The organism is Granulicella sp. dw_53 (assembly GCF_018449545.1).
Taxonomy (GTDB): Bacteria; Acidobacteriota; Terriglobia; order Terriglobales; family Acidobacteriaceae; genus Edaphobacter.
In genome coordinates this window covers 390,672-414,147 of the sequence record NZ_JAAVUR010000003.1, presented here as the reverse complement: position 1 = coordinate 414,147, position 23,476 = coordinate 390,672, and the positions used below count along the sequence as shown (strand labels likewise).

The following is a 23,476-nucleotide window of genomic DNA, read 5'->3' as shown; positions in this document are numbered from 1 at the left end:
GAGCGGGTTGATCTGTTGCCCTGGATTTAGATGAGGGGGCGGCCTTCGATGCCGAGGTCTACGTGGTAGAGGGCTTCGCGGGTGGCGAGGGCGGCGCAGCCATCTTCCAGGAAGGCCAGGCCGACGAGGTTCTGGCCGGAGAGGATGAGGGAGGCTTCGGGGGCGAGTGACTTTTCCGGGTTGCCGGGGGTGATGCGAACGATGCCGCGGCGACCGTGGAGAGAGGCGGCGACGTAGAGGTTGTCATCGACGTCGAAGGCCATGCCCTGGGCGCGGCCCAGACCCTGATAGAAGATGCGGGTGGTGCCGTCGGGGTCGATGGCGTGGATGCATTGGTTGGAGGAGGTGGTGGGTCCGGTGACGAAGAGGGTTCCGGCTCCGTTGAAGGCGAGGTGGTAGGCGGCCATGGATGGCTCGAGGGTGGCGTGGACGAAGATGCTGGGGGCGCGGTCGAGATCTGGCGCTTCTTCGGGGGCTCCGCTGAAGAGTGGGGTGGTTGCGGAGGTGTTTTTGGGTGGGGCGATCTTGAAGATGGTGCCGGTGCGGTCGCCGACGAAGAGGTTGCCCTGGGAGTCAAAGGCGATGCCGGTGGCGATGCCGAGGCCTTCGGCGTAGGTGGCGACGGTGCCGGCGGGGGAGATGCGGTAGATGGTTCCTTCGGCGCGGGAGCTGCAGTAGAGGAAGCCGTCGGGGCCGAAGGCGAGGCCGGTGGGGTTGAGCAGTTCGCGTACGAAGGGGCGGATCTGGAGATCGCGCTGGATGCAAAAGATGGAGACGGGGACCTGCTGGCCGCGGGAGCCGGAGACGGTGGCGAAGACCTGTCCGGTGGCGTCGACGGCTGGGTTGGAGACGGGGTGGAGGTTCTCGGCCATGGGGACGGCGACGCGGAGGGGCAGGGGATTGGAGGAGTCGCCGTCGCGATAGATGACGACGTCACCGGCGATGGTGCCCTCGGGGACGCGGAGGGTGGCTCGGGAGGGGCGGCTGAGGACGATGGGGGAGTCGATGTCGCCGATGGTTGCGCGGGGAAGCGCGGGCGAGGTGGGCCCGAGGTTCGAGCCGTGGACTTCCACTTCGCCGCCAGGCATCGCGGCGGGTGGCGCGATGCGGTCGAGGTGAGGAGTGGTCGAAGGGGGAGTGGCAGCCTTTTGGGGAGCGTCCGGCTTCTCGGGTTTATCGGATTTGAGGAGCGACAGGAGCGGGTTCATGGCTGTGCTTAGAGTAGAGCGGGCGGATGGGGAGTGCAAGGTGGAGGGTGTCTAGAAGAAGAGGTGGGCGAGCTGGGCGCAGGCGAGGGCGAGGAGGCCGGCGGCTACGTCGTCGAGCATGATGCCGGTGCCGGCGGGGAGGCGTTCGAGCTGACGGATGGGGGGCGGCTTGAGGATGTCGAAGAGGCGGAACAGGAGGAGGGAGAGGAGAGCGTGTTTCCAGTCAGCGGGGATGGCGATGAGGGCGATGAGCTGGCCGGCTACTTCGTCGATGACAACGTGGCCGGGGTCTTCGCGGCCGGACTCGCGGGCGACGATGGTGGCGGCGGGGATGCCGATGAGGGTCGCGATGAGGGCCGCTACGGCTGTGCATGCTCCGAGAACGAGAGTGGTGGGCTGGAGTGCGTGCGCGGCCCCGAACCAGAGGAGGAGCGCGGCTACAGAGCCGTAGGTTCCTGGACCGGGTTTGAGAAGGCCTGCTCCGAAGAAGGTTCCGATCAGCCAGGCCCAGAGGGTTTTGGTTGCGGAGGGTGGGTGGAGCTGGGTCTTGGAGTTGGCCATTAAATTCTAATTTTCCGCCGCCTGACGGCGTGCTTCGAGTTTACAGGGAAGCTGTTTGGAGGGTGATCGCTTGATTTATTGAAGGTCCTCATTTGGGGAGGGTTATGAGGAGTTCGGTGGCCTTGTCTGTCGGTGAGGCTTTGCGGGATTCAATTGTGGTGTAGTCGTGTTTTTGGGGGCTCTTCTAATCTTCTTCTAGTCTTCGTCGCTGGAGTTGGGGTGGCGGTTGGACTTGGAGCGGGCCAGCTCTTCGAGGAGGTCGGGGTCCTGGATGGGGGTGGAGATTTTGTAGTCGCCGCTGGCCCACTTGCCTAGATCGAGGAGACGGCAGCGGTCCGAGCAGAAGGGGAAGTCTTCGCCGGTGGCGAGGACGACTTTGCGGCAGGTAGGGCAAAAGAGAGCTTTGGGCGCGGTCATGGACTTGGTCTTCCTTCAATACTGCCGCTGTGGCGCGACAAAATCAAACGATCGGGAGATTAGATGTCTTTCGAGGATCGTGCGCTTCATCGGGGCGTCTGCAGGTCTTGAAGGCGCGCGCCGATCACTCTATCTCTACGCTGGGTCCCTTTATATAGCCGTAGACACTATTGATGAGAATTGATAGGAGATGAGCGGCGCCTGCGGCTACTCCAAAGTAAATTACATGAATTGTGTCGTTGATCTTGAAGAGCAACAGGAAGACCAACTGGGTAACGAGGATGAGGCCGATTGTGAGCCAACTGGTCAGCCAGTAGACCCACCGTCTCGCTCCACCCATGGTGTAGGCGACGCCTGTGAGGTAGGAGAGGGAGCTTCCAAGTACGAGCCATCCGGTCTCACGGTAGAGGGACTTGTATTTCGCGCCCAGGAGTAACAAGAAAATCTTCGGCGCGATGAAGGCCGCCAGGCAGACGAGGCAGCAGAGGAACGATGCAATTGCAAAAATCCTGACGAAGTTCTTGGCCACTTTATTTTCGGGCAGCCTTGCCATGTATGGCTCTATGACGGCTGTATTGAATCCGGAGAAGACGAGAAAGACTTGTCCGAGCCGTCCGAGCGCACTTACCTCTGCGATGTTCTGCGTGTGGCCGAAGAAGGATATGAGAAAGAGGGAGATCTGTCCCTGGAAGGAATAGAAGATAATGCCGGGCAAGTTAGGCGCGACGAAACGCACCATGCGCTTGGTGTAAATTGGGTCGGGTTCCCGGGGAACTCTGACGAGATCTCTCGAGGCTCTGAGATTGAGGAATCCGATTAAAGAGAAGGTAATCGTATTGCTCCAACTCGCGGTCCAAGCGTTCAATCCGCCGCAGAGATAGAGTAGTGCGCTGCTTAAGATACGGAAGAGCGCGGAGTAGGTTTGAATGCGGTAGTAAGTCCTCAGTCTTCCGTGGATCAGCAGGGGCGCTGCGTAGTACGAACCCATCCCGGTGAAGTAGATCGAGGATATGACGGAGAGGAAGAGGAGGATACTGGTGGTTGTGCTCCAGTGATGCTGACGAGCGATGCCGATATAGAAGATGGAGGCTATGGGGGTCAGGCAAAGCAGCATGATGTTACGAAAGCGGCGGCCCGAGCGGATATACGCTCCGAGGATATCGGCTTCGTTTCCCCTGGTGCCGACCAAAGCTACGATCGTTCCGGAGAAACCAAGATCGGTAAGAAGGCTGAGTGTTACCTGAAAGCCAAATGCAACGCTGAATTGAGCGTAGTTGTCGAGGTTAAGCCAGCGGAGCAGCGCGAAACCTACTAAGAGATTTAGTAGTTGGGTGAGTCCTTGGCCTGTTAAATAGATAACTACTATTCGGAACCGACGGCTCATTGCATCAGACCGAATTTTTGTGAGAAGGCTGCCTAGAGACATTGCCAATGACCTTCCCCTACTCGATACTTTCGGCCGTTGCAATGTCTTGCGCAGAGCACGCAGTCCTTCCATCCCCTAAGAGGGGAGTTGAAATACAGATAAGTTTTAAGCAATATTTTTGCCTTCATTTGAAGCGCCAACCCCTTGTCAATCCGGGGTTGGATGCCTAAAGTTACTTAGTCGTAGCTCTCATTATGAATTTAAACGGGGAGGTGGAAACCGAACGGTTTCAGACCGTACTAATCCTATTTTTTGGCCGATAAACGCCAACTTCATACAACTTTTAAGCTGAGCTTGATCAGGCAGGAGGTGCGATAATCCACCCTTTTATGATATCACCGCGGGTCGGAGTTGATCCTTTAACCCTGTTTCTACAGCCGGTATGCCGCGGAGGAATTGTTTGCCTGTCGTAGTATGTCTGTACGATGAACAAAGGGAGAAATGACTAAGCTTAGCCGGGACACGCATTCGGTGGGGAGGGTGCATGGGGTTAGACGGATTGATCTGTCTTCCGCACAGCTTGCCACGAGCGAGAGTGCGCGGGATATCAACCGCGACATCATCCTGGAGCTTATCCGGTTTCGTCAGCCTGTTGCGCGGGCGAGTCTGTCGCGTCTGTCGGGGCTTCGTCCTAGTACGATCTCCGCCATTGTCGAGCAATTGATTGAGGAGAACTGGGTGACGGAGGGGGCGGTGGTGAAGGCTTCCCGCGGGCGTCCTTCCACGATGCTGTCGGTTAATCCGGATATCGTTACGCTGGCCCTGGATCTTCGTCCGGACCGTGCGATTCTGGCGGTGGTCGATCTGAGCGGACGCTTTCTCTCGCGGGAGACGGTGATGACTTACTCGAATCCCGACCGAACGGTCGCCCATATCGTAACCCGGATCGGTCTGCTTCGCGATCAGCATGCGGATAAGTCGTTTGAAGGGATTGGAGTAAGTGTGCCGGGACGAGTGCACCCCGCGACGCAACGACTTTTGCTGGCGCCGAATCTTAAATGGCATGGATTCGATTTGAAGGGGGCGTTGGAGAAGGAGTCGAAGCTGCAGGTCGAGATCGATAACGATGCCAATGCTTGTCTGCTGTCCGAGCTCTGGTATGGCCGTCTGGAGGGGGTGCGGAATGCTGTGCTGGTCGCGATCGCGGAGGGTATTGGCACGTCGATTTTGGCGGATGGGCAGTTGCACTCCGGATATAACGGGCTGGCGGGTGAGTTTGGGCATATCTCTATGGACCCTTCCGGGCCGTTGTGCGGCTGCGGGCAGAGAGGCTGTTGGGAGATGTCTGCTTCGTCGCGTGCGGCGCTTCACTTCTATCGCGAGCTTGTGCCTAAGTCTTCGATGAGAAATATCTATCAACTTCTCAGTCTCGCGGAGGAGGAGGATGCGGCCGCGGTGGAGGCTGTATCGCGGCAGGCTCGAGCGCTGGGCCGCGGCCTGCGACTTATTACAGCGGCTCTCTCTCCGGAGCTTATCTTGATCACGGGCGATATTACTGCTTCTTGGGAGCGGTTTGGTCCGATTGTGCAGAAGGAGCTGGAGGATTCCATGCTGGTGGGGCCCGCTCCTCGGCTGCGGATCTCCGGAGATGCGGAGCTTGCGCGGCTGAGCGGAAGCGCTGCCATGCTGATGCAGCGGCATGCCAGCTATCACCGGTCGACGCATGCGTCACAGAAGGGCAGGGGATTACCTGCTTCTTCGGCGCGGCTGGCGGGTTGATTGCCGCTTAGTTTCTAGGAGCTTCGCTGCAAGTAGTTATCGTCTTATTTCTAAGTCCAGTTATCCAGGTAGCTGGTTCTTTAGCTCAGCTTGTGGATCGTGTTCGGCGCAGGTCTTCGGCGAGTAGGATCGCGTCTGCGATTTCGCGCATGGACTTATGACGCTGGCGACTCTCGCGCTGCATTCTTTGGTACGCTTCTTCTTCGCTTAACGAAAGATCCCGCTGGACTATGCTCTTCGCGCGGTCTACGACCTTGCGAGTCTCGAGTTTTCCGGCGAGTTGGACGTTCTCCGATTCCAGCCTGGCCCGCTCGATCTCGGCTCCTACCAAGAAGCCAAGGGTCGATAGCAGGCGTACTTGTTCGGCGGTGTGTCGGTACGACATACGATGCTGTAGGTTGATTACTCCCACGACGCGGCCGGCGCACAGGATGGGTGTGCAGAGCATCGCCTCGAAGTGATCTTCAGGGATATTTTTGAAGGCCTTGAAGCGAGGGTCGTTGGATGCTTCGGAGGCGATCGCAACCGCCTGGCGATGTTTTGCGACCCAGCCGGTGATGCCTTGTCCGACTGGGACGTCGATGTGATCGACGAGGTCGGCGTGAGGGTTCTTCGATGCGCGTAGTACAAGGTTTTCGCCCTCTAGTACGTAGAGGAAGCAGGAGTCGCAGGGAATCACCTCTGTAATAAAGGCGACGATGCGATCCAGGACGAGATGAAGGGGATCGGCTGCGGCCATACGGCTGCCGATCTCGTGGAGAAAGTCTATCTCTGCGAGGCCCTCGCGCTCTGCCAGGCCATCGCGGAATCCAGCCATAGTTGGAGTAGATGGGGCTACTCTTCGGACACGCGAGGTTTTTTGGGGAGTTGCATCTTCTGAGGAGGGGCCGACTGCGACTGCCTCGATCTCTCCGTTGCGTTTCTTCTCTAGTAGACGGTTCGCGTACTGTGCCGCTTCGTTCACCAGAAAGCCCATCTTGGGGCGCGACGGCTCGAAGTCAGGTTCGATCTCATAGTGGGTGAGTTCTTCGGAGGTGGTCGGGCCGATCGACAGGACGACCGTCTTTCGCAGGGCCTCGCGAAGCTCCTCTTTCTTTCCCATTTGTTCCGCGATTCGAAAGAGATGAATGACCTGCACTGCCGTCATAAAGAGTGTGACATCGAAGATGCCGTTTAGCAGGCCTAGAATGCAGTCTCGTAAGGGCTGCAGATCCTCGGGCAAGGCCCATTGGTAGACCGGCACCTTGGTTAGTTCGCGGCTGCGTGTGCTTAGCTCTGCGAGCAGTTCGGGGTTGGATGCGCCGTACTCCTGGACTACGACGTGCATCTCGGCGAGCGAGGGTCCGTAGGCGGTGTCGATTGCCTCCAATAACTCGTGCCAGGTGCTGGGCTCCTCGGCGGTGACGTCGGCCATGATCTTCAACTCGCGCAGTGCGGAATTGGGCTTTGCTCCGCGGGCGACGATCTTTATCTTGCGCAGCGCGGCGAGAAACTCCTCGCGATCGTATTTGGTCTGGACGATCTCAAGCATAGTGCGGACGCCGACGCCGGTCATGAAGATTGCGAGATCGTACTTGCCCTCTAGCAACTTTGCCGCAAAGTCGAGGACGTGCTGGTTGGATTCGAGCCCAACCTCGCGCATGGCAGGAACCACGGTCGGCTCACCGCCATAGGTGCGGATGAGCTTCTCGACCTCTTTTGCTCGGCGAGACTCCAGCGAAAGTACGCGAAGTCCATTGAAGCTTGCGTGCGCCACACTTCCTCCTGCTTCGATCTTGTTTTGGCCGCCGGCGCTCTTGTTTGCCTGTACTTTATCGAGAGCAGCCCCGGTGAGGCGTTGCGTCAAAGATCGTCTTCTAATCATAGACGCGGACTGGGGAGGCGCGAACCCGATGCAGGGCTGTGCTCTAAGTGGCTGTGATTGTTGTTCGATTCGAAGAAAGTGGCGTGTCGGCGAGGGGCTGCAGTTTGGATCGAGTGGGCACTGTCGTGTATGATCCCGTTCATGCAATCTATTCCGGCACAAACTTCGCCGTTCGAAAAAGAATGCTTCTCGCGCTGTTGTTGTCGATGACTCTGTTCGTCCGACGATAGCTTGAGTGTTTTTGCTCTTTAGCTTCCCTTCCCCCTAGAGATTTTCTTTCGTTTGATCGATAGCCGTTTGCCCTTTGTGGCAGGCGTGCATGTTCAGGCTTTTCCCAGGAGATTTGAAATGTTTGTGCAACTTCGCTCCCTTGCAGGCCCACGTAGATGGGCTTCAAGCCGGCTCAGTTTAGCTTCTATTTTGTTTTCTATCCGCAAGGTCTGCGTGTTCGCCGTTCTGGGGTTCGCAAGCCAGGTTCAGGCCCAGGTCGATACGGGAGCCATTGCCGGTTCGGTGACGGACTCTTCCGGGGCGGTTGTGCCGGGGGCCGAGGTGGTCCTTCTGGAAGAGAAGACGGGAGTGACGATCAAAGCTCAGTCCGGTGAGAATGGCAGCTTCAATTTCAGTCCAGTCAAACTTGGAACTTATACGCTTACAATCTCGCGGGATGGTTATAAACAGAGCGTTCGGCAGCACATCGAGGTTACGATTCAGTCGCATTTAGAGATCAATCCGAAGCTCGAGATCGGCACTATCTCGGATACGGTTCAGGTCTCCGCTGACAGCGGACTGCTTGAGACTCGTTCCTCTGCGATTCAGCAACTTGTAACGGAGAGGGCGATCAACGATCTGCCATTGAACGGGCGCAATCCTTCGTTTCTGGCGCAGCTCTCTCCGGGTGTGACCTTCGCGCAGAACGATAGCCGGAACCTGCAGGCCAGTGGATCGTTTACCGCCAATGGATCGCGTCGAACACAGAATAACTATCTGCTGGATGGGATGGACGATAATGCGGCGATCGCCGACCTGGTGAACCAGGGGCAGTTTGTCATTATGCCTCCGCCCGATGCGCTGCGCGAGTTTACGGTGCAGACGAGCAACTACTCCGCGGAGTTTGGACACTCGGCGGGAGCGGTGTTGAACGTGAGTACGAAGTCGGGTACGAATGGCTTTCACGGAAATGTGTGGGAGTACATCCGCAACGACGCGCTGGATGCGAGGGACTACTTCGTGCTGCCGACGCAGCGCAAACCCAGCTTCCGGCAGAACCAATTTGGCGGAACGATCGGTGGTCCGGTGATCATCCCTCATGTCTATAACGGGCGCAACCATACGTTTTTCTTCGTGGACTATCAGGGGACGCGCACTGCACAAGGCAAGACGTATACGAAGAACGTGCCCACGCTCTCTGAGCGGAATAGCGGGTTTACGAATCTGCAGGATCTGATCGCGCTCCAATCCGGAACGAGAACCGATGCGCTGGGACGTATCTTTCCTGTGGGCACTGTGTTCGATCCTTCTACGACGCGTCCGCTGTCGGCAAACGGCTTCGATAGTGTCACGGGGCTTACGGGCACTCCGGGTGGATTCGTTCGTGACCCCTTCTATGCGGGCTCGCTACTGGGCACTACGAACTTTACCTCTGGCTCGAACAGAGCTCTGCTGAACCAGCTTCCTGCTGGACGCCTCAATGCGAACGCGGTCGCTCTGCTTCGGCTGTTTCCTTCGCCGACGGGCTCCGCGCTGCAGAATAATTACGTTGTCAGCCCGATCAATCGGACGACGACCGATAGCTTTGACACGCGGTTCGACGAGACCTTCAACGAGCGTGATTCGCTGTTCGTGCGGTATAGCTTCCTGAACACGACGCAGGTGGTCCCGAGTCCGTTTGCCGGGGTGGCCGATGGTTCGGCATCTCGGCCGGGAAATGGAAATACTCAGAGTCAGAACATTGCGTTGAGCGAGACGCACATCTTTACGCCACGACTGGTCAACGAGGCTCGTGTCGGCTATAGCCGTGTCGCGGATACGCGCCGGCAGGTCGGGGCGGAGACGCTTGGTATTCCTGCGCAATTCGGCATTCCTGGCATTCCGCAACTTCCGTCGAATGGGGGGCTGCCGCTGTTTGAGTTCGGCCTGCTGTCTAACCTTGGTACGCCGGGCACGCTGCCCAGCGATAAGGCCAGCGATATTGCGCAGGTTACTGAGAACCTCAGCATCGATCTCAATCGCCACCAGGTGCGTACCGGCGTAGAGTATCAGCACGTCGCGTTTCCTACTCTGACGCCGACCGCGTCGCGAGGGGACTTTACGAACAATGGACTTTATACGTCGATTGTGGCAAACACGGATGGATCGACGGATCGTGCACAGTTTGTCCTCAACCCTTTACCGGCTGCACCTGGCACGTTGAGCGGGTTGGGAGGGTCGAATGCGGTCTCCGCTTCCAGCTTCTCTCCGGTCTATCATCTGGTGCGCCAGTACCTGGGGGCCTATGTGCAGGATAGTTGGAAGGCGGCGTCGAATTTGACGTTGAACTTCGGCGTGCGTTGGGAGTTCCTGGGGATTCCGACGGAGACCAGCGGGCGCTTTGCCAACGTAGTGCCTGCGCAGACGGGAACGACCTCGGACGGCATCTCGCGTTTCTATATTCCGCAGTCTCAGGCGGGGAATGTTCCGGCTGCCTTCCGGACGCAGCTTGCAGCGGATGGCATCGTCTTCACACCGACTCCGGGGAACACCCTCGGTATTGCGCAGAAGACGAACTTTGCGCCGCGTGTGGGGTTCTCGCTGCAGGCGAAGCCTCGGCTGGTGGTTCGTGGTGGCTATGGCATCTTCTTCCAGGCGAATGAAAATCATGGTCTCAGCATTAGCCCTTGGGTTAACTATCCCTTCCAGATCTCGACCAGCTATACCGCGGGAAGCTCGGTTGCGCCGGTGACGACGGATAACTCGGTTGGCCCTATCTCGAACGGTCTGCTGAACGTGCCGCTTACCGCGGCCACGGCGGCGATCAACTCCATCTCGCTCTTTGGCGAAGCGCGCAATCCTAAGACGTCTTACAGCCAGGGTTACAATTTGCAGGTGCAATACCAGGTGACCTCCGGCACGGTGGCTTTTGTGGGATACGTCGGAAGTAACTCGCGACATCTTCAGACTGCCATAGGCGCGAATGCTGTAAGCAGTATTCTGCCGCCAACGGCAAACACGAAGGCCAACTCCTTCTTCAAGGACTTTGCGACTGGCGGTACGTTTGTAGCGCGAGCGGGGCAGACGAATTACAACTCGCTGCAGGCTGGATTCGAGCATCGTTTTCGTCACGGCCTCAGCATCATCGCCAATGTGACTTACTCCAAGTGCCTTGGCGATGCACGCGATCTGCTGGATAACGGGATCGGCGGCTATCGTGCTCCTTATCTTCCGGGCTTTGGGATTAATGCGGACTATGCGCTATGCGACATCGATGTTCGCCGCATCGTTCATACGAGCGGAAGTTATGAACTTCCCTTCGGCAAGGATAAACGGTTCGTCCACTCGGGAGTCGGTGCTTTGCTCGCCGGTGGTTGGTCTGCGAATTGGATCTTCACGGCGCAGGATGGGCAGCCTTTCTCCGTGCCTTGCACGACGACGACCGCGGCTGGGCTGGGATGCTTCGCACTGAAGGTTGCGGGACAGAGTCCTTATGCTGGAAGCCATAATGCACAGCAGTTTCTGAATCCTGCTGCCTTTGCCAATCCTGTTGTGGGTAGTCTGGGCGGACCTCCTACGCAGGTCACGGGACCACCTTTTCGCAGGCTCGATTTTTCTGTCTTCCGGCGGTTCCGTTTCAGCGAGACGAACTACTTCGAGTTTCGCGCCGAGAGCTTCAATCTAACCAATACGCCGAACTTTGCTCAGCCGCTGAGTAGTTCGCTGAACTTTACCTCGCCGTCGACGTTCGCGCCGATCAACGCGACGCGCGACAATCCGAACGACCCGCGCCAGATACAAGGCAGCCTCAAGTATTACTTCTAAGATGAAACAGACGGTACAAGGAGAGTGGACGTGAGTATCAACCGACGTAATTTTATTCTCAGCACGGCAGCCGCGGCAGGACAAGCCGCCGTGGGAGCGGCCGCGGTCTCCGCGCAGCAGAAGCACTCCGCCGCGAAGCCGGCTGTGCCTGCGAAGCGGCCGAACATCATTCTCTACCTCTCCGACCAATTTCGCTGGGACTTCGTGGGCGCTAATGGAGCTAACAGCTCTACGCGCACACCGAACCTCGATGCGATGGCTCGCCGCGGCAAGAACTTTACCCACGCGGTGACGAATCAACCGGTCTGCGCTCCTGCACGGTCTGTGTTGATGACCAGCCGATATGCCACGGAGACGGGCGTGTGGCACAACGGGGAGGCTCTGGATCAGTCGCTGCCTACTCTGGCGGGCGAGTTGCGCAAGGCGGGCTATACCTCAAACCTCATCGGCAAGTGGCATCTTTCGCCAGGTGCGGTAGCGAAGGGCGGAGGGCCGGGGTATGTGCCGCCTGAACATCGCGGCGGCTTTCTCGATTTGTGGGAGGGTGCAAATGCGCTTGAGCATACCTCGCATCCCTATGAAGGCAGCTTGTTCGATCAGGATGGAAAGGAGATCACGTTCAAAGACCAGTATCGCGTTGACTTTCTGACCGACCGGACGGAACGGTTCCTGCGCCAGAAGCACGAGAAGCCGTTCTTTCTCTTCGTGTCGCAGCTCGAACCGCATCAGCAGAACGACTTGAACCGCATGGTGGGACCGAAGGGTTCGGCGGAGCGATTCATCAACGCCCACGTTCCAGCGGATCTTCGCGCTCTACCGGGCGACTGGCATCAGCAGCTTCCTGATTACTACGGCGCGTGCGAGAGCATCGATGCCTCGGTGGGGCGTATCCGCAAGATCCTGCAGGAAGAGCATCTGGCGGATAACACTATTTTCGTCTTCATCAGCGATCATGGCTGCCACTTTATGACGCGCAACCAAGAGTACAAGCGCTCGACGCACAATAGTTCGGTGCGCATTCCGCTGATCATCGAGGGGCCTGGCTTCAATGGAGCACAACAGATTCCGGAGCTTACCGGCATCATCAACATTGCGCCTACTCTTTTGGAGGCGGCGGGTCTTACTCCACCTGCGTCGTTCAAGGGACGCAGCACCCTGCCGCTACTCAAGGATACGGCGGCGCGTGAGCAGTGGCCCAACAAGGAGCTTATTCAGATCAGCGAGTCCATGACTGCGCGTGCTGTCCGCACGCCGGATTGGACGTACTGCGTGGCGGACATTACGGGCGCGAAGAAGGCTGCCAGCCCGTCCTATCAGGAGTACCAGCTCTATGATCAGCGCAACGATCCGCATGAGTTGGTGAACCTTGCGGGGAGGAAGGAGTATCTGGAGAAGTCGGCTGAACTTCGTAAAGAGCTTCAGGCGTTGCTGGAGTATGCAGGGGAGGGTTCTCCGGAGATCAAGCCTGCTACTTTGTATCCGTAGAGGACGCTGGCTATGTCCAGCGGACTTTCGTGCGCTGGTGTGGACCGCACAGGAAACGACCGAACGGAAGCGATCTAAGATCTCTTCCGTTCGGTCGTTTTGTTTTTTGGTCTCTTGAGTGAACCGTAAGCGATAACTGCATCCGCAAATTTCGATTGCAGACGACGTTCGCCCGAAATGGGATGGAATTGTTTCCGGCTTAAAGTGACGGTCATATTTAGCCTCTTCCGCCGTGTAAAAATCGATGCCAGAGACCAGAGATGATGATGGGTCAACGAGGTTGACCTCGGCGTGTTTGTTCTTGGTTGCGGGCATGGATAGGTACGGCGGCTGTCTGGAGCAGATCTCATCTTTATCTTGCGTTCACAAAAAAGCCGTAATACTATTCTTCGCATACTCCGGTAGTAGGAAAAAGAATAGAGGTAGTAGACCGCAATGGCAGGACCGAGACTTGCGAAGCTCGAATTCCAGATTATGGAAGTGCTGTGGGCCAAAGGCGAATCCTCCATTCGCGAGATCCACGAGGCATTCCCAGAGAAGCGCCGGTCTGCCTATACGACGATTCAGACTACGGTCTACAGGCTGGAGGTAAAGGGTGTCGTCCGAAGGGTGAAGAAGGTGGGGAACTTTCACATCTTTGCGGCCGTAGTGTCTCGCGAAGCGGCACAACGAAGGTTGGTCGACGACCTAATCTCACTGTTTGGCGGTCGAGGTCAGCCGGTTATGGCGCATCTTGTCGAGTCGGGTAAGTTGTCCCTCGAAGATGTAAAAGAAGCGGAGAAGACGCTAAGAAGGCTCTCGGCGGAGGAGAAGCAATGATAACGATCCCGGTATCCTGGACCGTCCCGCTTGTAAACCATCTGTGGCAATCGACGGCGTTCACGGTGGCAACCGGGTTCATGGTGCTTGCGCTGCGCAACAATCAGGCTCGAGTCCGTCACGGTCTTTGGATGCTGGCGTCCGCAAAGTTTTTGATCCCCTTTTCGGTGTTGATCGCTGCGGGTGGGTATCTTCAGTCCGCAATGGCCAAGCCCGTGAGTCAGCCCTCTCTCTCGGCAGTGATGGAGGAGATTGCGCAGCCGTTTTCTCAGGCCCAAGCTTTTGCAAACGTGGAGCCCGATGTTAGTTCATCGGTGTTTCTGCCGCACAACGGCAGTGTGGTTCCGGTCGTTCTTTTAGGTCTATGGTTGGGCGGCTCGTTTCTTGTCGCCTTCTCCTGGTGGCGTAAATGGAGGAGGGTTCGGGCTGCCGTGCATGCTGCATCGTACCTGGCGGTTGTTGGAGATGTCCCTGTCTTGTCCTCGCCGTCGCTGCTTGAACCGGGAGTCTTCGGGGTGCTTCGTCCCGTTCTTATGCTGCCGCAAGGTATCACCGGACGTCTCAATACACCCCAGTTGAGCGCCATCATCGCCCACGAGATATGCCACGTCCGGAGGCGTGACAATCTTACTGCTGCTATCCACATGGCGGTTGAAGTGGTCTTCTGGTTTCACCCTTTCGTATGGTGGATTCGAACGCGCCTGGTGGAGGAACGGGAACGGGCCTGTGATGAAGCCGTGCTGCAATCGGGCAGCAAGGCGCATGTCTATGCGGAGGGAATTCTCAACGTATGCAAGTTCTATATTGAATCGCCTCTGGCTTGCGTCTCTGGTGTAACCGGATCGGATCTAAAGAAGAGGATCGTACGCATCATGAGCGAGCAGGTTGCGCGGAGACTGAATCTTAGTAAAAAGCTTTTGTTGAGTGCGGCTGGAGTTCTGGCTATCGCGTTGCCGATTGTCTTCGGTCTGGTGCATTCGACGCAGGTTCGGGCGCAGGCGGTGGCGGATAATGCGGCGCAAGGCATTGTGGGGACCTGGCAAGGAACGCTGCCGCTCGCTAAGGAGCTTCGGGTTGTCGTGAAGATCACGAAGGCAGAGAGCGGTGGATGGAAGGCTGTGTTCTACAGCATTGACCAGGGAGGTCAGTCTATTCCAGTCAGCGCGACTACCCTCCAGGGATCCAACGTCAAACTTTCAGTTGAGGCCATCGATGGCCGCTACGAGGGTAAGCTGAGCGCGGACGGCAACTCCATTGCAGGAACGTGGACCCAAGGGCCAGGATCCCACCCGCTGAATCTTACGCGGGCGACTCCTGAAACGGCGTGGACCATTCCGGAGCCTCCGCCTAAACTGCCACCCATGGCCGCGGATGCGAATCCTTCGTTTGAGGTCGCCACGATTAAGCCAAGCAAGCCGGAGACGCAGGGCAAGGGCTTCCGGGTGCAAGGGCGCCACTTCTCCACGATGAATACGTCATTGAATGATTTGATCACGTTTGCTTATGGACTTCATGACAAGCAGATCGTAGGCGGACCTGCATGGATGGGAGCAGACAAATACGATCTCTCTGCGCAGCCCGATGGAGAAGGCCAGCCAAATGATAAGCAGTGGAAAGTGATGATTCAGAAGTTGCTTGCAGAACGTTTCAAGCTCACATTTCATCGCGACAAGAAGGAGCTTTCGGTGTACGCGCTTGCTCTTGGAAAGAATGGATCCTTGCTCAAGAAGAGCGAAGGTGATCCGAATGGCCTTCCCTCGCTGTTCTTCCGGGGCCTTGGCATATTGCCTGGGAGAAACGCGACGATGGAGGATTTTGCAGGCGTAATGCAGTCGGCCGTTCTCGATCGTCCCGTAGTCGATCAGACGGGGCTCCAGGGGAGGTTTGATTTCATCTTGAAGTGGACCCCGGACGAATCTCAATTCGGTGGCCTGGGTGCCAAAGTGCCACTTCCGAGCGAGAACGCTGATGCTCCGCCGAATCTGTTTACCGCTATCCAGGAGCAGATGGGTCTAAAATTAGAGCCCACCAAGGCTCCGGTTGCGGTACTCGTCATCGATCACGTAGAGAAGCCTTCCGAAAACTAACACCGGGCGGTGTGCGCGATGTCCTGGCAGCGATTGGGAAGATATTTCTGTCTTGTGGGTGCGATTGCGTGGGCGGGTCTTCCACGGGTTTCGGCGGCCTCGGAGCACCACGGGCAAGTCACCTTCGGTGGCTTGCCGGTTCCTGGTGCGACCGTCACGGCGGTGCAGGGGGGCCATAGATCCGTCACCATTACGGATCAGCAGGGAAGCTACTTTTTTCCTGATCTGGCGGACGGAACCTGGAAGGTTGAGGTCGAGATGCTCTGCTTCTCGACGATCAGCCAGGAGGTGATAGTTGCACCCAATACTCCTGCCGCTAAGTGGGATTTAAAGCTGCTTTCGTTGGCTGATATCGCGGCCCAGGCTCAGGCAGTCAAGGCGGAGACGGCGCCTGTACTTAGCACTGCTACGAAGGCTTCGGAGGGAAAGGGTGTGGTGGTGAAGCCCAATGATGGCAGCCTTCCTGAGATGCCGAAGCCGCCAGATGAGGCTGCGGAGCGCTCCGCGGATGGCTTTCTCATCAACGGCAGTGTCAACAATGCGGCTACCTCACAGTTCACGCTTGCCCCGGCGTTTGGAAATCGCCGCAGTGGGATAAAGGGCCTGTACACTGGCGGACTCGCGCTGATCCTGGATAACTCGGCGTTGGATGCGCGGCCTTTTTCGCTAAGCGGGTTGGATACGCCTAAGCCCTCCTACAACCATGTGACTGGCATCTTTACCTTGGGTGGACCGCTGCGGATTCCTCATCTGCTGCCTCATGGGCCTAATTTCTTTTTTGCGTATCAGTGGACGCGAGATCGTATTGCTACCACGCAGTCCGGGTTGGTGCCGACCATGGCGGAACGGAACGGCGACTTCTCCGCGGTGCTCGATGCGCTGGGACAGCCGGTCCAGATCTTCAATCCTGCGACCGGAGCGCCGCTCAGCGGAGACATTCCCATTAATGCGCAGGCACAAGCTCTATTGAAGTTTTATCCGCTGCCCAACGTCGCTGGGAATTCAAGGTATAACTATCAGATTCCGATCCTCACCAGTACGCATCAGGACGCGTTGCAATCGCGACTGGATAAGACAATCAATCGCAAGAACCAGATCTATGGCGGATTCGCCTTTCAAAATACGCGCAGCAGTAACTCCAATTTGTTCGGATTTGTCGACAAGACTGAGACCTTGGGGATCAATACCAATATCAACTGGACTCATCGGTTCAACCATGGACTTCTCCTCAATGCCGGGTACCGGTTCAGCCGTCTGAGATCGCGCGTGACGCCTTACTTTCAAGGCCGCGAGGATGTCTCTTTAGCTGCCGGAATCTCCGGCAATGATCGCGATCCGTCGAACTGGGGACCTCCGACTCTCGCTTTTTCCAGCGGGATCTCGGGTCTCTCCGACGTGCAGAGTTCCTTCAATCGCAATCGCACGGATGCCTTGTCTTCTTCGATGTCGTGGAATCACGCTCACCACAATGTGACCTTTGGAGGGGACTTTCGCAGGCAGGAGTTCAACTATCTCTCGCAGCAAGATCCAAGGGGACATTTCACTTTTACTGGAGCGGCCACCCAAGGCAACACGAATGGCACCGCTAACGGCGGGTCTGACTTCGCGGACTTTCTTATGGGCGTCCCAGATACCAGTTCGATCGCCTTCGGCAACGCCGATAAGTATCTGCGACAGTCTGCCTACGATGCCTACATTACGGACGACTGGCGGGTTCGTCCGGACCTTACTTTGAACGTAGGCGTTCGCTGGGAGTATGGCGCACCGATCACGGAGCTTAAGGGACGGCTGGTCAATCTGGATGTCGCCTCTGGGTTTTCAGCGGTCGCGCCTGTGCTGGGAAGCAGTCCGCTTGGTCCGCTGACGAAGGTGCGCTATCCGGACTCGCTTATTCGGCCCGACAGGCGCGGGGTTCAACCGCGGCTCGGACTATCGTGGCGGCCGCTGGCGGGATCGTCGATGGTGGTACGTGCTGGCTATGGCATCTACTATGACACCTCGGTCTATCAGGCGACGGCGCTGCAATTGGCACAGCAGTCGCCGCTCTCAAAGAGTCTGAGTGTGCAGAACAGCTCCGCATGCCCGCTCACTCTCGCCGACGGATTCAAGAGCTGTTCCACGACTACCGCCAATACATTTGCGATCGACCCCAACTTCAGAGTCGGTTATGCGCAGACGTGGCAATTGGCGGTGCAACGAGATCTTCCTGGGGCGTTGGTTGGGACGGCAACCTATCTTGGCATCAAGGGTACGCGGGGAGTGCAGGAGTATCTGCCCAATACCTATCCCATCGGGGCTGCAAATCCATGCCCGGCTTGTCCTGCCGGCTTTATCTTCCGTACCTCGAACGGCAACTCGACCCGCGAGGCGGGACAGGTTCAGTTGAGGCGAAGGTTGCGTAGCGGCTTTACTGCGTCGCTGCAATATACGTTCTCGAAGTCGATCGACAACGATTCCACGCTAGGAGGCCAAGGCCCGGTCGCCACGAGTGGAACAGGCCAAAACCAAAGCCAAACTCAAACTCAAGCTCCGCCGACTCCGATGACCTCTGTGGTGGCGCAGAACTGGCTCGACCTAAAGGCGGAACGCGGGCTCTCGACCTTTGACCAACGCCATCTGCTGAACCTACAGCTTCAGTACACGACGGGGATGGGATTGGGCGGCCGAACGCTGGCGAGCGGCTGGACGGGAACGCTGTTGAAGGAGTGGACCGTTTTGAGCCAGATCACCACTGGCAGCGGCCTGGCGGAGACCCCGATCTATTTCGCATCGGTGCCTGGCACCGGCGTAACCGGTAGCATTCGCCCGAACCTTACGGGCGCACCTCTGTACAAGGCCTCTCCGGGCTTTGCTTTGAACTCGGCGGCGTATGCAGCACCGTTACCCGGCCAATGGGGAACTGCGGGAAAGGGATCGATCACCGGTCCTGGTCAGTTCAACCTCAATGCCTCTCTGGCGCGCACCTTTCGATTGAAGGACCGCTTCAGCCTCGATCTGCGTGTCGATTCCACGAACCTCCTCAACCACGTCGTCTTTACGAGTTGGAATTCGACCATCAACAGCGCCCAATTTGGGCTGCCGACCGCGGCCAGCGCAATGCGCAGCTTGCAGACCACCATGCGGCTGAGGTTCTGAATGATGCGATTGTTGCTTACAACTCTTCTTCTCGCGACCATCGGCGCCTCTGCCCAGCAGATCGGGCAAAATAAGACGCCTGGAAGTGACCAGACCTACACCCTGTCGGTCAAGACGCAGTTGGTGGTGGAGACGGTGGTCGTCAAAGATAAAAAAGGGAACCCGATCAACGGACTTACAGCGAAAGATTTTGCGCTGACTGAGGACGGTGTAAACCAGACGATTCGCTTCTGTGAGTATCAGGAGTTGCCGACCACCCCTGCTGTTCTTCCCGCAACTTCAGCCGAAGAGGAAGAGATAAAGATCTACAAGCGGCTTACGCGGACCCAGCTCTCGTCCGAGAGCCCGGGGAATGTGCGGTACAAGGATCGCCGTCTCTTGTCGCTGTACTTCGACATGACGGCCATGCGTCCGGACGACCAGCTGCGAGCGTTGTCCGCCGCACAGAAGTTCATCCGAACCCAGATGACATCGGCGGATCTGGTCTCGGTTTTGAGATATTCGGGTGGATCTGTCGATATCTTGCAGGACTTCACACAGGACCGCAACCGCCTGTTGAGTATCATCCAGACCCTGATCGTCGGGGAAGGTCAGGGGTCCGTCGAGTCCGTGGATGACGCCAGCAGCGCTGACACCGGAGCAGCCTTCGGGCAGGACGACAGTGAGTTCAATATCTTCAATACAGATCGTCAGCTCTCCGCTTTGCAGACCGCCGCCAAGATGCTGGGACAGTTGAATGAGAAGAAATCTCTGATCTACTTTGCCAGTGGGCTGCGGTTGAACGGCATCAATAACCAGGCCCAGCTCCATGCCACGGTCGATGCTGCTATCCGTGCCGGGGTATCGTTCTGGCCGATCGATGCGCGTGGATTGGTTGCGCAAGCTCCTCTTGGAGATGCGACTCAGGGATCTCCGGGTAACGTGGGCATGTACTCCGGCACAGCGGCTCAAGCGGTGACGAATAGTTTTCAGCAATCACAGGACACGCTATATGCACTCGCCGCGGATACAGGCGGTAAGGCTCTGCTCGACTACAACGATCTGACCAAGGGAATCGTGCAGGCGCAGCAGGCAGTTTCGAACTACTACATCCTTGGCTATTACACGACCAACACCGCTCAAAATGGAAAGTTCAGGCGGGTGAAGATTTCGTTGAATACGGATTCTGCCGCCAATCTGAGTTACCGCGAGGGCTACTACGCCAACAAGGAGTTTAGTAAGTTCACCTCGGTCGATAAGGAGCGGCAACTCGAGGATGCCTTGATGCTGGGCGATCCGGTGACGGAGCTAACCATCGCGATGGAGATCAACTACTTCCAATTAAACAGGGCGGAGTACTTCGTACCGATCGTGGTGAAGATTCCAGGGCGCGAACTTGCCCTTGCGAAACGTGGCGGAGCAGATCGAACCTTGATCGACTTCGTCTGTGAGATCAAGGACCTTATCGGGGGCACGACCGTCAGCAACGTACGGGACAATGTGAATATCAAGCTGAGCGATGCAACGGCCAGTGAGTTGTCCAAGCGGCCCATTGAATATGACACCGGCTTTACGCTCCTTCCCGGACGATACCGGATCAAATTTCTCGCTCGCGACGACGAGACGGGAAGAATTGGGACGTATGAGAACACCTTCGTCATCCCCAATTTGAATAAAGAGGAGAAGCGAATCCCGACCAGCTCTGTGGTGCTCAGCAGCCAGCGCGTCGATCTCAAAGATGCTTTGTATGACGCGACGAAGGCGAAGGATCAAGCCAAGGACGCGGCAGCTAATCCGTTGGTACAGAACGGCAAGAAGCTAATTCCCAGCGTTACGCGTGTCTTCAGTAAGAGCCGGGATATGTATATCTACCTTCAGGCCTATGAGCCCGGCGTTGCGACCTCCCAGCCGCTCGTCGCGTTTGTAAGTCTGTATCGTGCCCAGGCCAAGGTGTTCGAGACCCAACCGATGACTGTAACTCCGGGTTCGGTGAGCGGAGTGGGATCGGTGCCCCTCAACTTCAGCATGGCACTCGCGCAGCTTCCCATAGGCGAGTACAACTGCCAGGTGACGATACTCAATCCTGCTACGCAGAAGGCTGTGTTTTGGCAGGCGCCGATAATGCTTGTGCAGTAATCTAATTCTTCCCATTAACCAAAGTCGCTGGTGGACGAGGTCTTGAGACGTTCTAGGTATCTCTCAATCCAAGGCGCTGGGGAAACTCGTCTGCTTCGTCTTGCGTGGGGTCGACGGTAACTTGCTGGAGGGATCTGGCATGAACGTGCATCAGAAGAATATGTGCTCCGATCAGTACCAGAAGAGCTCCGGCTAGATGAGCGACGTTGGCCTCGATCTTTGGCTCGAAGTGAACGACAGTCGTGACGAAGAGAGGAAAGAGAATGAAGTAGCGGAAGATCATCAGAGGGAAGTCCGTGATGGAGCTCTTGCGCAGATGAGTGAAGGGGAAGGTGCGGGCGTTTAAGAGAAGGAGGTCGGCGAGCAGGATCGAGAGGCCGATGGCTACGAGAAACTGACCTGCGGTGACGAGCGGTCTTTGGAGATCCGCAGGTGAAAGTGTATGGAGGATTAAAACCGTTCCGGTGCCGATAGAGGCTGCCCAAAGGGTGATCCAGAGGCGAACGCCGGTGAGATGGCCGGCTTTGGGGCGACCGATAAGAACACGAAAGAGCCAGGAGCCGCGCCGATCCATCGGAGCAGACGCAATTCCGCGGAGACCGATGACGGTCCAGAAGACCATAATCGGAACGGCGGTGCGTATGCCGCGACTCAACAGAGCCGGGCGGACGTGACTTCCGTTTAGTCGCAGGACGACCATGTTCGCAAGCGTAAGGGCCACGCCGAGACCCGCGTACATCGCCAGCATGACGCGATGGCGCTGCGATCGCAGAATGGTCTGGCTGATGAAGTGGAACATGGCCCGGTTGGCAGGCGCGCGCAAGATGGTAGCGTGTAGCAGTCGATGGAGGGGTGCGATTCCACGGTTTGTGGACGCGGTGGCGCTTGCTCCTTCGATCAGTTGACGAACGCGGCGGCGGTAGGCGAGCGGATAGGTCAGCAGGGCGGCCGCGAGCATCAGCAGCAGGGCGTAGCAAGCCGTCTGTGCTAGTTCGCCGAAGATCGGAGGGATAGAAGGACCGTATAGGAGGTACTCATAGACGCCCAGAAACCAGAAGGGCGGAAAGGAGTGCACGATGGGACTGCCGGAGAGAAGCAGCGTTTGCAGAGACGGCGCGAGTGTGGGATAGAGAAGCAACACGGCGAGGAGCAGCATCAGGGACCCTCCCTGCAGGAGGGGCGTAATGCGCCGAAAGAACCGTTCGCCCACCGTGCTGAGGAGTATGCCTTGCAGGGCGAGGAAGGTGGTGGCGGCGAAGGCACCGCTCATGGTGACTGCGATCGCATGGGCGAAGAGATGCCGCATGGGATTTTGTAGTCCTGCGACGAGCGGTAGGAAGAGTGTGCCTAGAATGCTGGTACCGAAGAGCACCAGTGCAAGGAAGATGGCGAGCGCCAGGACTCTGGCGAAGAAGAGACGACGATTAGCGATGGGGAGAATGGATAAGACAAAGACATCGAGGAGGTCTGGAAAGAGGAGATCCCACTCGTAGACGGTGGCTGCGCCCATGAGGACGAGGGAGTACATGACATAGAAGTAGTGATCTCCCACTTGTGGCCAGAAGGGACGAGGAAATGGGTAGGGCGGAAACGCATGGTAAGCAGGGAAGAGGAACATTGCGACCAGCAGACCGGGAAGCGCAACGGTATAGCTGATCTGCATCACACGCTTCGTCTCATCGTCGGAGGCGAGCAGCTCATTGTGAAAGAAGCGGTGGAGAAGGTGCCGGACGAGGACCTCGAACTGACTCTGCTCACGGGCCTGAGTTGCAGCTTGTGCCTGTGCCCCCAGAGAGAGCACAGGGTGTTTCGGTGGGGCGAGTGGTCCGAACCAGTTAGACATGATGGACCGCCATAACACTCACGAGTTCACGCGCTATGTCCTGCGTATTTTGCTGCTGAACGAGTTGGGCGAAGACACCCTCAAGATTAGCCAGTTGGAGCGAGGTCTTCAGCTCGAGAGGAGGCGCGTCAGCAAGAATCTTTCCCTTCGCAATGACGATCACACGATTGCAGACGAGCTCCACAACCTCAAGAACGTGCGAGATGTAGAGAATTGCCTTGCCCTGGGCAGCAAGTTGTTGCAACAGGTCTTTGAAGAGACGGGCAGAGACGACGTCCAGACCAGAGAGTGGCTCGTCGAAGATGAGCAGTCGTGGATCGTGCAACAGAGCAGCAGCGATCAGAACGCGTTGCTTCATGCCCTTGGAGTACAGCGAAATGGCCGAATGACGCCACGATTCGAGGCCAAGGAGGGAGAGGAGCCGATTGGCCTTGAGGTCGATGAGCGCTTCAGGCATGTTGCGCAGACGGCCGACGAGTTGCAGGTACTCGAGACCGGAGAGATGGGTGTAGACGTGGGCCTCCTCAGGGACATAGCCGAAGGCGGCACGGTATCTGGGGAGGTTGTCGCGGATGCTCTGACCCTCGAAGAGGATCTGGCCGCTATTTGGCTCCAGTAGACCGGTAACGATCTTGACGGTGGTGGACTTGCCGGAACCATTTGGGCCGACATAGCCGACGATCTCACCGGGGCGAACTCGGAAGTTGACGTCGTCGATGGCCGGAAGGCCACGATAGTGCTTGGAGAGGGCTTTGACCTGGAGCATGGAAGAACCTCGCTCAC

At 57.4% G+C, this 23,476-nt stretch carries 15 protein-coding genes; 7 read left to right on the top strand and 8 right to left on the bottom strand.

Features of this window, described 5'->3' with window-relative positions; all coding sequences use genetic code 11:
* Positions 1-26 precede the first annotated feature (26 nt).
* The 4 genes from HB393_RS06895 to HB393_RS06880 form a co-directional block, all read right to left on the bottom strand.
* The gene (locus tag HB393_RS06895) at positions 27-1,208 is read right to left on the bottom strand and encodes a gluconolaconase (protein ID WP_213804410.1); all 1,182 of its coding nucleotides are present in this window, start codon (positions 1,206-1,208) and stop codon (positions 27-29) included.
* A gap of 51 nt (positions 1,209-1,259) precedes the next feature.
* The gene (locus HB393_RS06890; RefSeq protein WP_213804409.1) at positions 1,260-1,769 is read right to left on the bottom strand and encodes a phosphatidylglycerophosphatase A; all 510 of its coding nucleotides are present in this window, start codon (positions 1,767-1,769) and stop codon (positions 1,260-1,262) included.
* A 195-nt stretch (positions 1,770-1,964) separates the two neighbouring features.
* Entirely contained in the window at positions 1,965-2,186 is a 222-nt protein-coding gene (gene yacG, locus HB393_RS06885) for a DNA gyrase inhibitor YacG (protein ID WP_213804408.1), read from the bottom strand.
* A gap of 124 nt (positions 2,187-2,310) precedes the next feature.
* Positions 2,311-3,570: a hypothetical protein gene (locus HB393_RS06880; protein WP_213804407.1), complete on the bottom strand. Its 1,260-nt coding sequence runs from the start codon at positions 3,568-3,570 to the stop codon at positions 2,311-2,313.
* Between the two features lie 483 nt (positions 3,571-4,053).
* Here HB393_RS06880 and HB393_RS06875 point away from each other — a divergent pair, with 483 nt between their 5' ends.
* Positions 4,054-5,331, top strand: coding sequence for an ROK family protein (locus HB393_RS06875; protein WP_213804406.1), 1,278 nt, complete (start codon positions 4,054-4,056; stop codon positions 5,329-5,331).
* 85 nt (positions 5,332-5,416) lie between these two features.
* On the opposite strand, the gene HB393_RS06870 is transcribed toward HB393_RS06875, so the two are convergent.
* Both HB393_RS06870 and HB393_RS06865 read right to left on the bottom strand, forming a co-directional pair.
* Positions 5,417-7,177, bottom strand: coding sequence for a uroporphyrinogen-III synthase (locus HB393_RS06870; protein ID WP_255550867.1), 1,761 nt, complete (start codon positions 7,175-7,177; stop codon positions 5,417-5,419).
* Positions 7,178-7,343: 166 nt separating this feature from the next.
* Positions 7,344-7,592 (bottom strand): hypothetical protein, encoded by a 249-nt coding sequence (locus HB393_RS06865; protein WP_213804544.1) that lies wholly within the window; start codon positions 7,590-7,592, stop codon positions 7,344-7,346.
* A gap of 23 nt (positions 7,593-7,615) precedes the next feature.
* On the opposite strand from HB393_RS06865, the gene HB393_RS06860 reads away from it, so the two are divergent.
* The 6 genes from HB393_RS06860 to HB393_RS06835 all read left to right on the top strand — a co-directional run bounded on the left by HB393_RS06860 (position 7,616) and on the right by HB393_RS06835 (position 20,850).
* Positions 7,616-11,209 (top strand): carboxypeptidase-like regulatory domain-containing protein, encoded by a 3,594-nt coding sequence (locus tag HB393_RS06860; RefSeq protein WP_255550866.1) that lies wholly within the window; start codon positions 7,616-7,618, stop codon positions 11,207-11,209.
* 30 nt (positions 11,210-11,239) lie between these two features.
* A complete protein-coding gene (locus HB393_RS06855; RefSeq protein ID WP_345945063.1) occupies positions 11,240-12,694 on the top strand; it encodes a sulfatase-like hydrolase/transferase in 1,455 nt (484 codons plus the stop codon).
* A 435-nt stretch (positions 12,695-13,129) separates the two neighbouring features.
* On the top strand, positions 13,130-13,513 hold the full coding sequence (locus tag HB393_RS06850) for a BlaI/MecI/CopY family transcriptional regulator (RefSeq protein ID WP_213804404.1): 384 nt from the start codon (positions 13,130-13,132) through the stop codon (positions 13,511-13,513).
* Entirely contained in the window at positions 13,510-15,600 is a 2,091-nt protein-coding gene (locus tag HB393_RS06845; RefSeq protein WP_213804403.1) for a M56 family metallopeptidase, read from the top strand. The genes HB393_RS06850 and HB393_RS06845 overlap by 4 nt, the downstream gene beginning before the upstream one ends.
* Before the next feature lie 18 nt (positions 15,601-15,618).
* On the top strand, positions 15,619-18,735 hold the full coding sequence (locus HB393_RS06840; RefSeq protein ID WP_213804402.1) for a TonB-dependent receptor: 3,117 nt from the start codon (positions 15,619-15,621) through the stop codon (positions 18,733-18,735).
* Complete coding sequence (locus tag HB393_RS06835) at positions 18,736-20,850, top strand: VWA domain-containing protein (RefSeq protein WP_255550865.1); 2,115 nt, start codon at positions 18,736-18,738, stop codon at positions 20,848-20,850.
* 52 nt (positions 20,851-20,902) lie between these two features.
* On the opposite strand, the gene HB393_RS06830 is transcribed toward HB393_RS06835, so the two are convergent.
* Together HB393_RS06830 and HB393_RS06825 are read right to left on the bottom strand one after the other, a co-directional pair.
* Positions 20,903-22,693, bottom strand: a complete 1,791-nt coding sequence (locus HB393_RS06830; RefSeq protein WP_213804401.1) for a hypothetical protein — start codon at positions 22,691-22,693, stop codon at positions 20,903-20,905.
* Positions 22,686-23,459, bottom strand: a complete 774-nt coding sequence (locus HB393_RS06825) for an ABC transporter ATP-binding protein (protein ID WP_213804400.1) — start codon at positions 23,457-23,459, stop codon at positions 22,686-22,688. The genes HB393_RS06830 and HB393_RS06825 overlap by 8 nt, the downstream gene beginning before the upstream one ends.
* Positions 23,460-23,476: the final 17 nt, after the last annotated feature.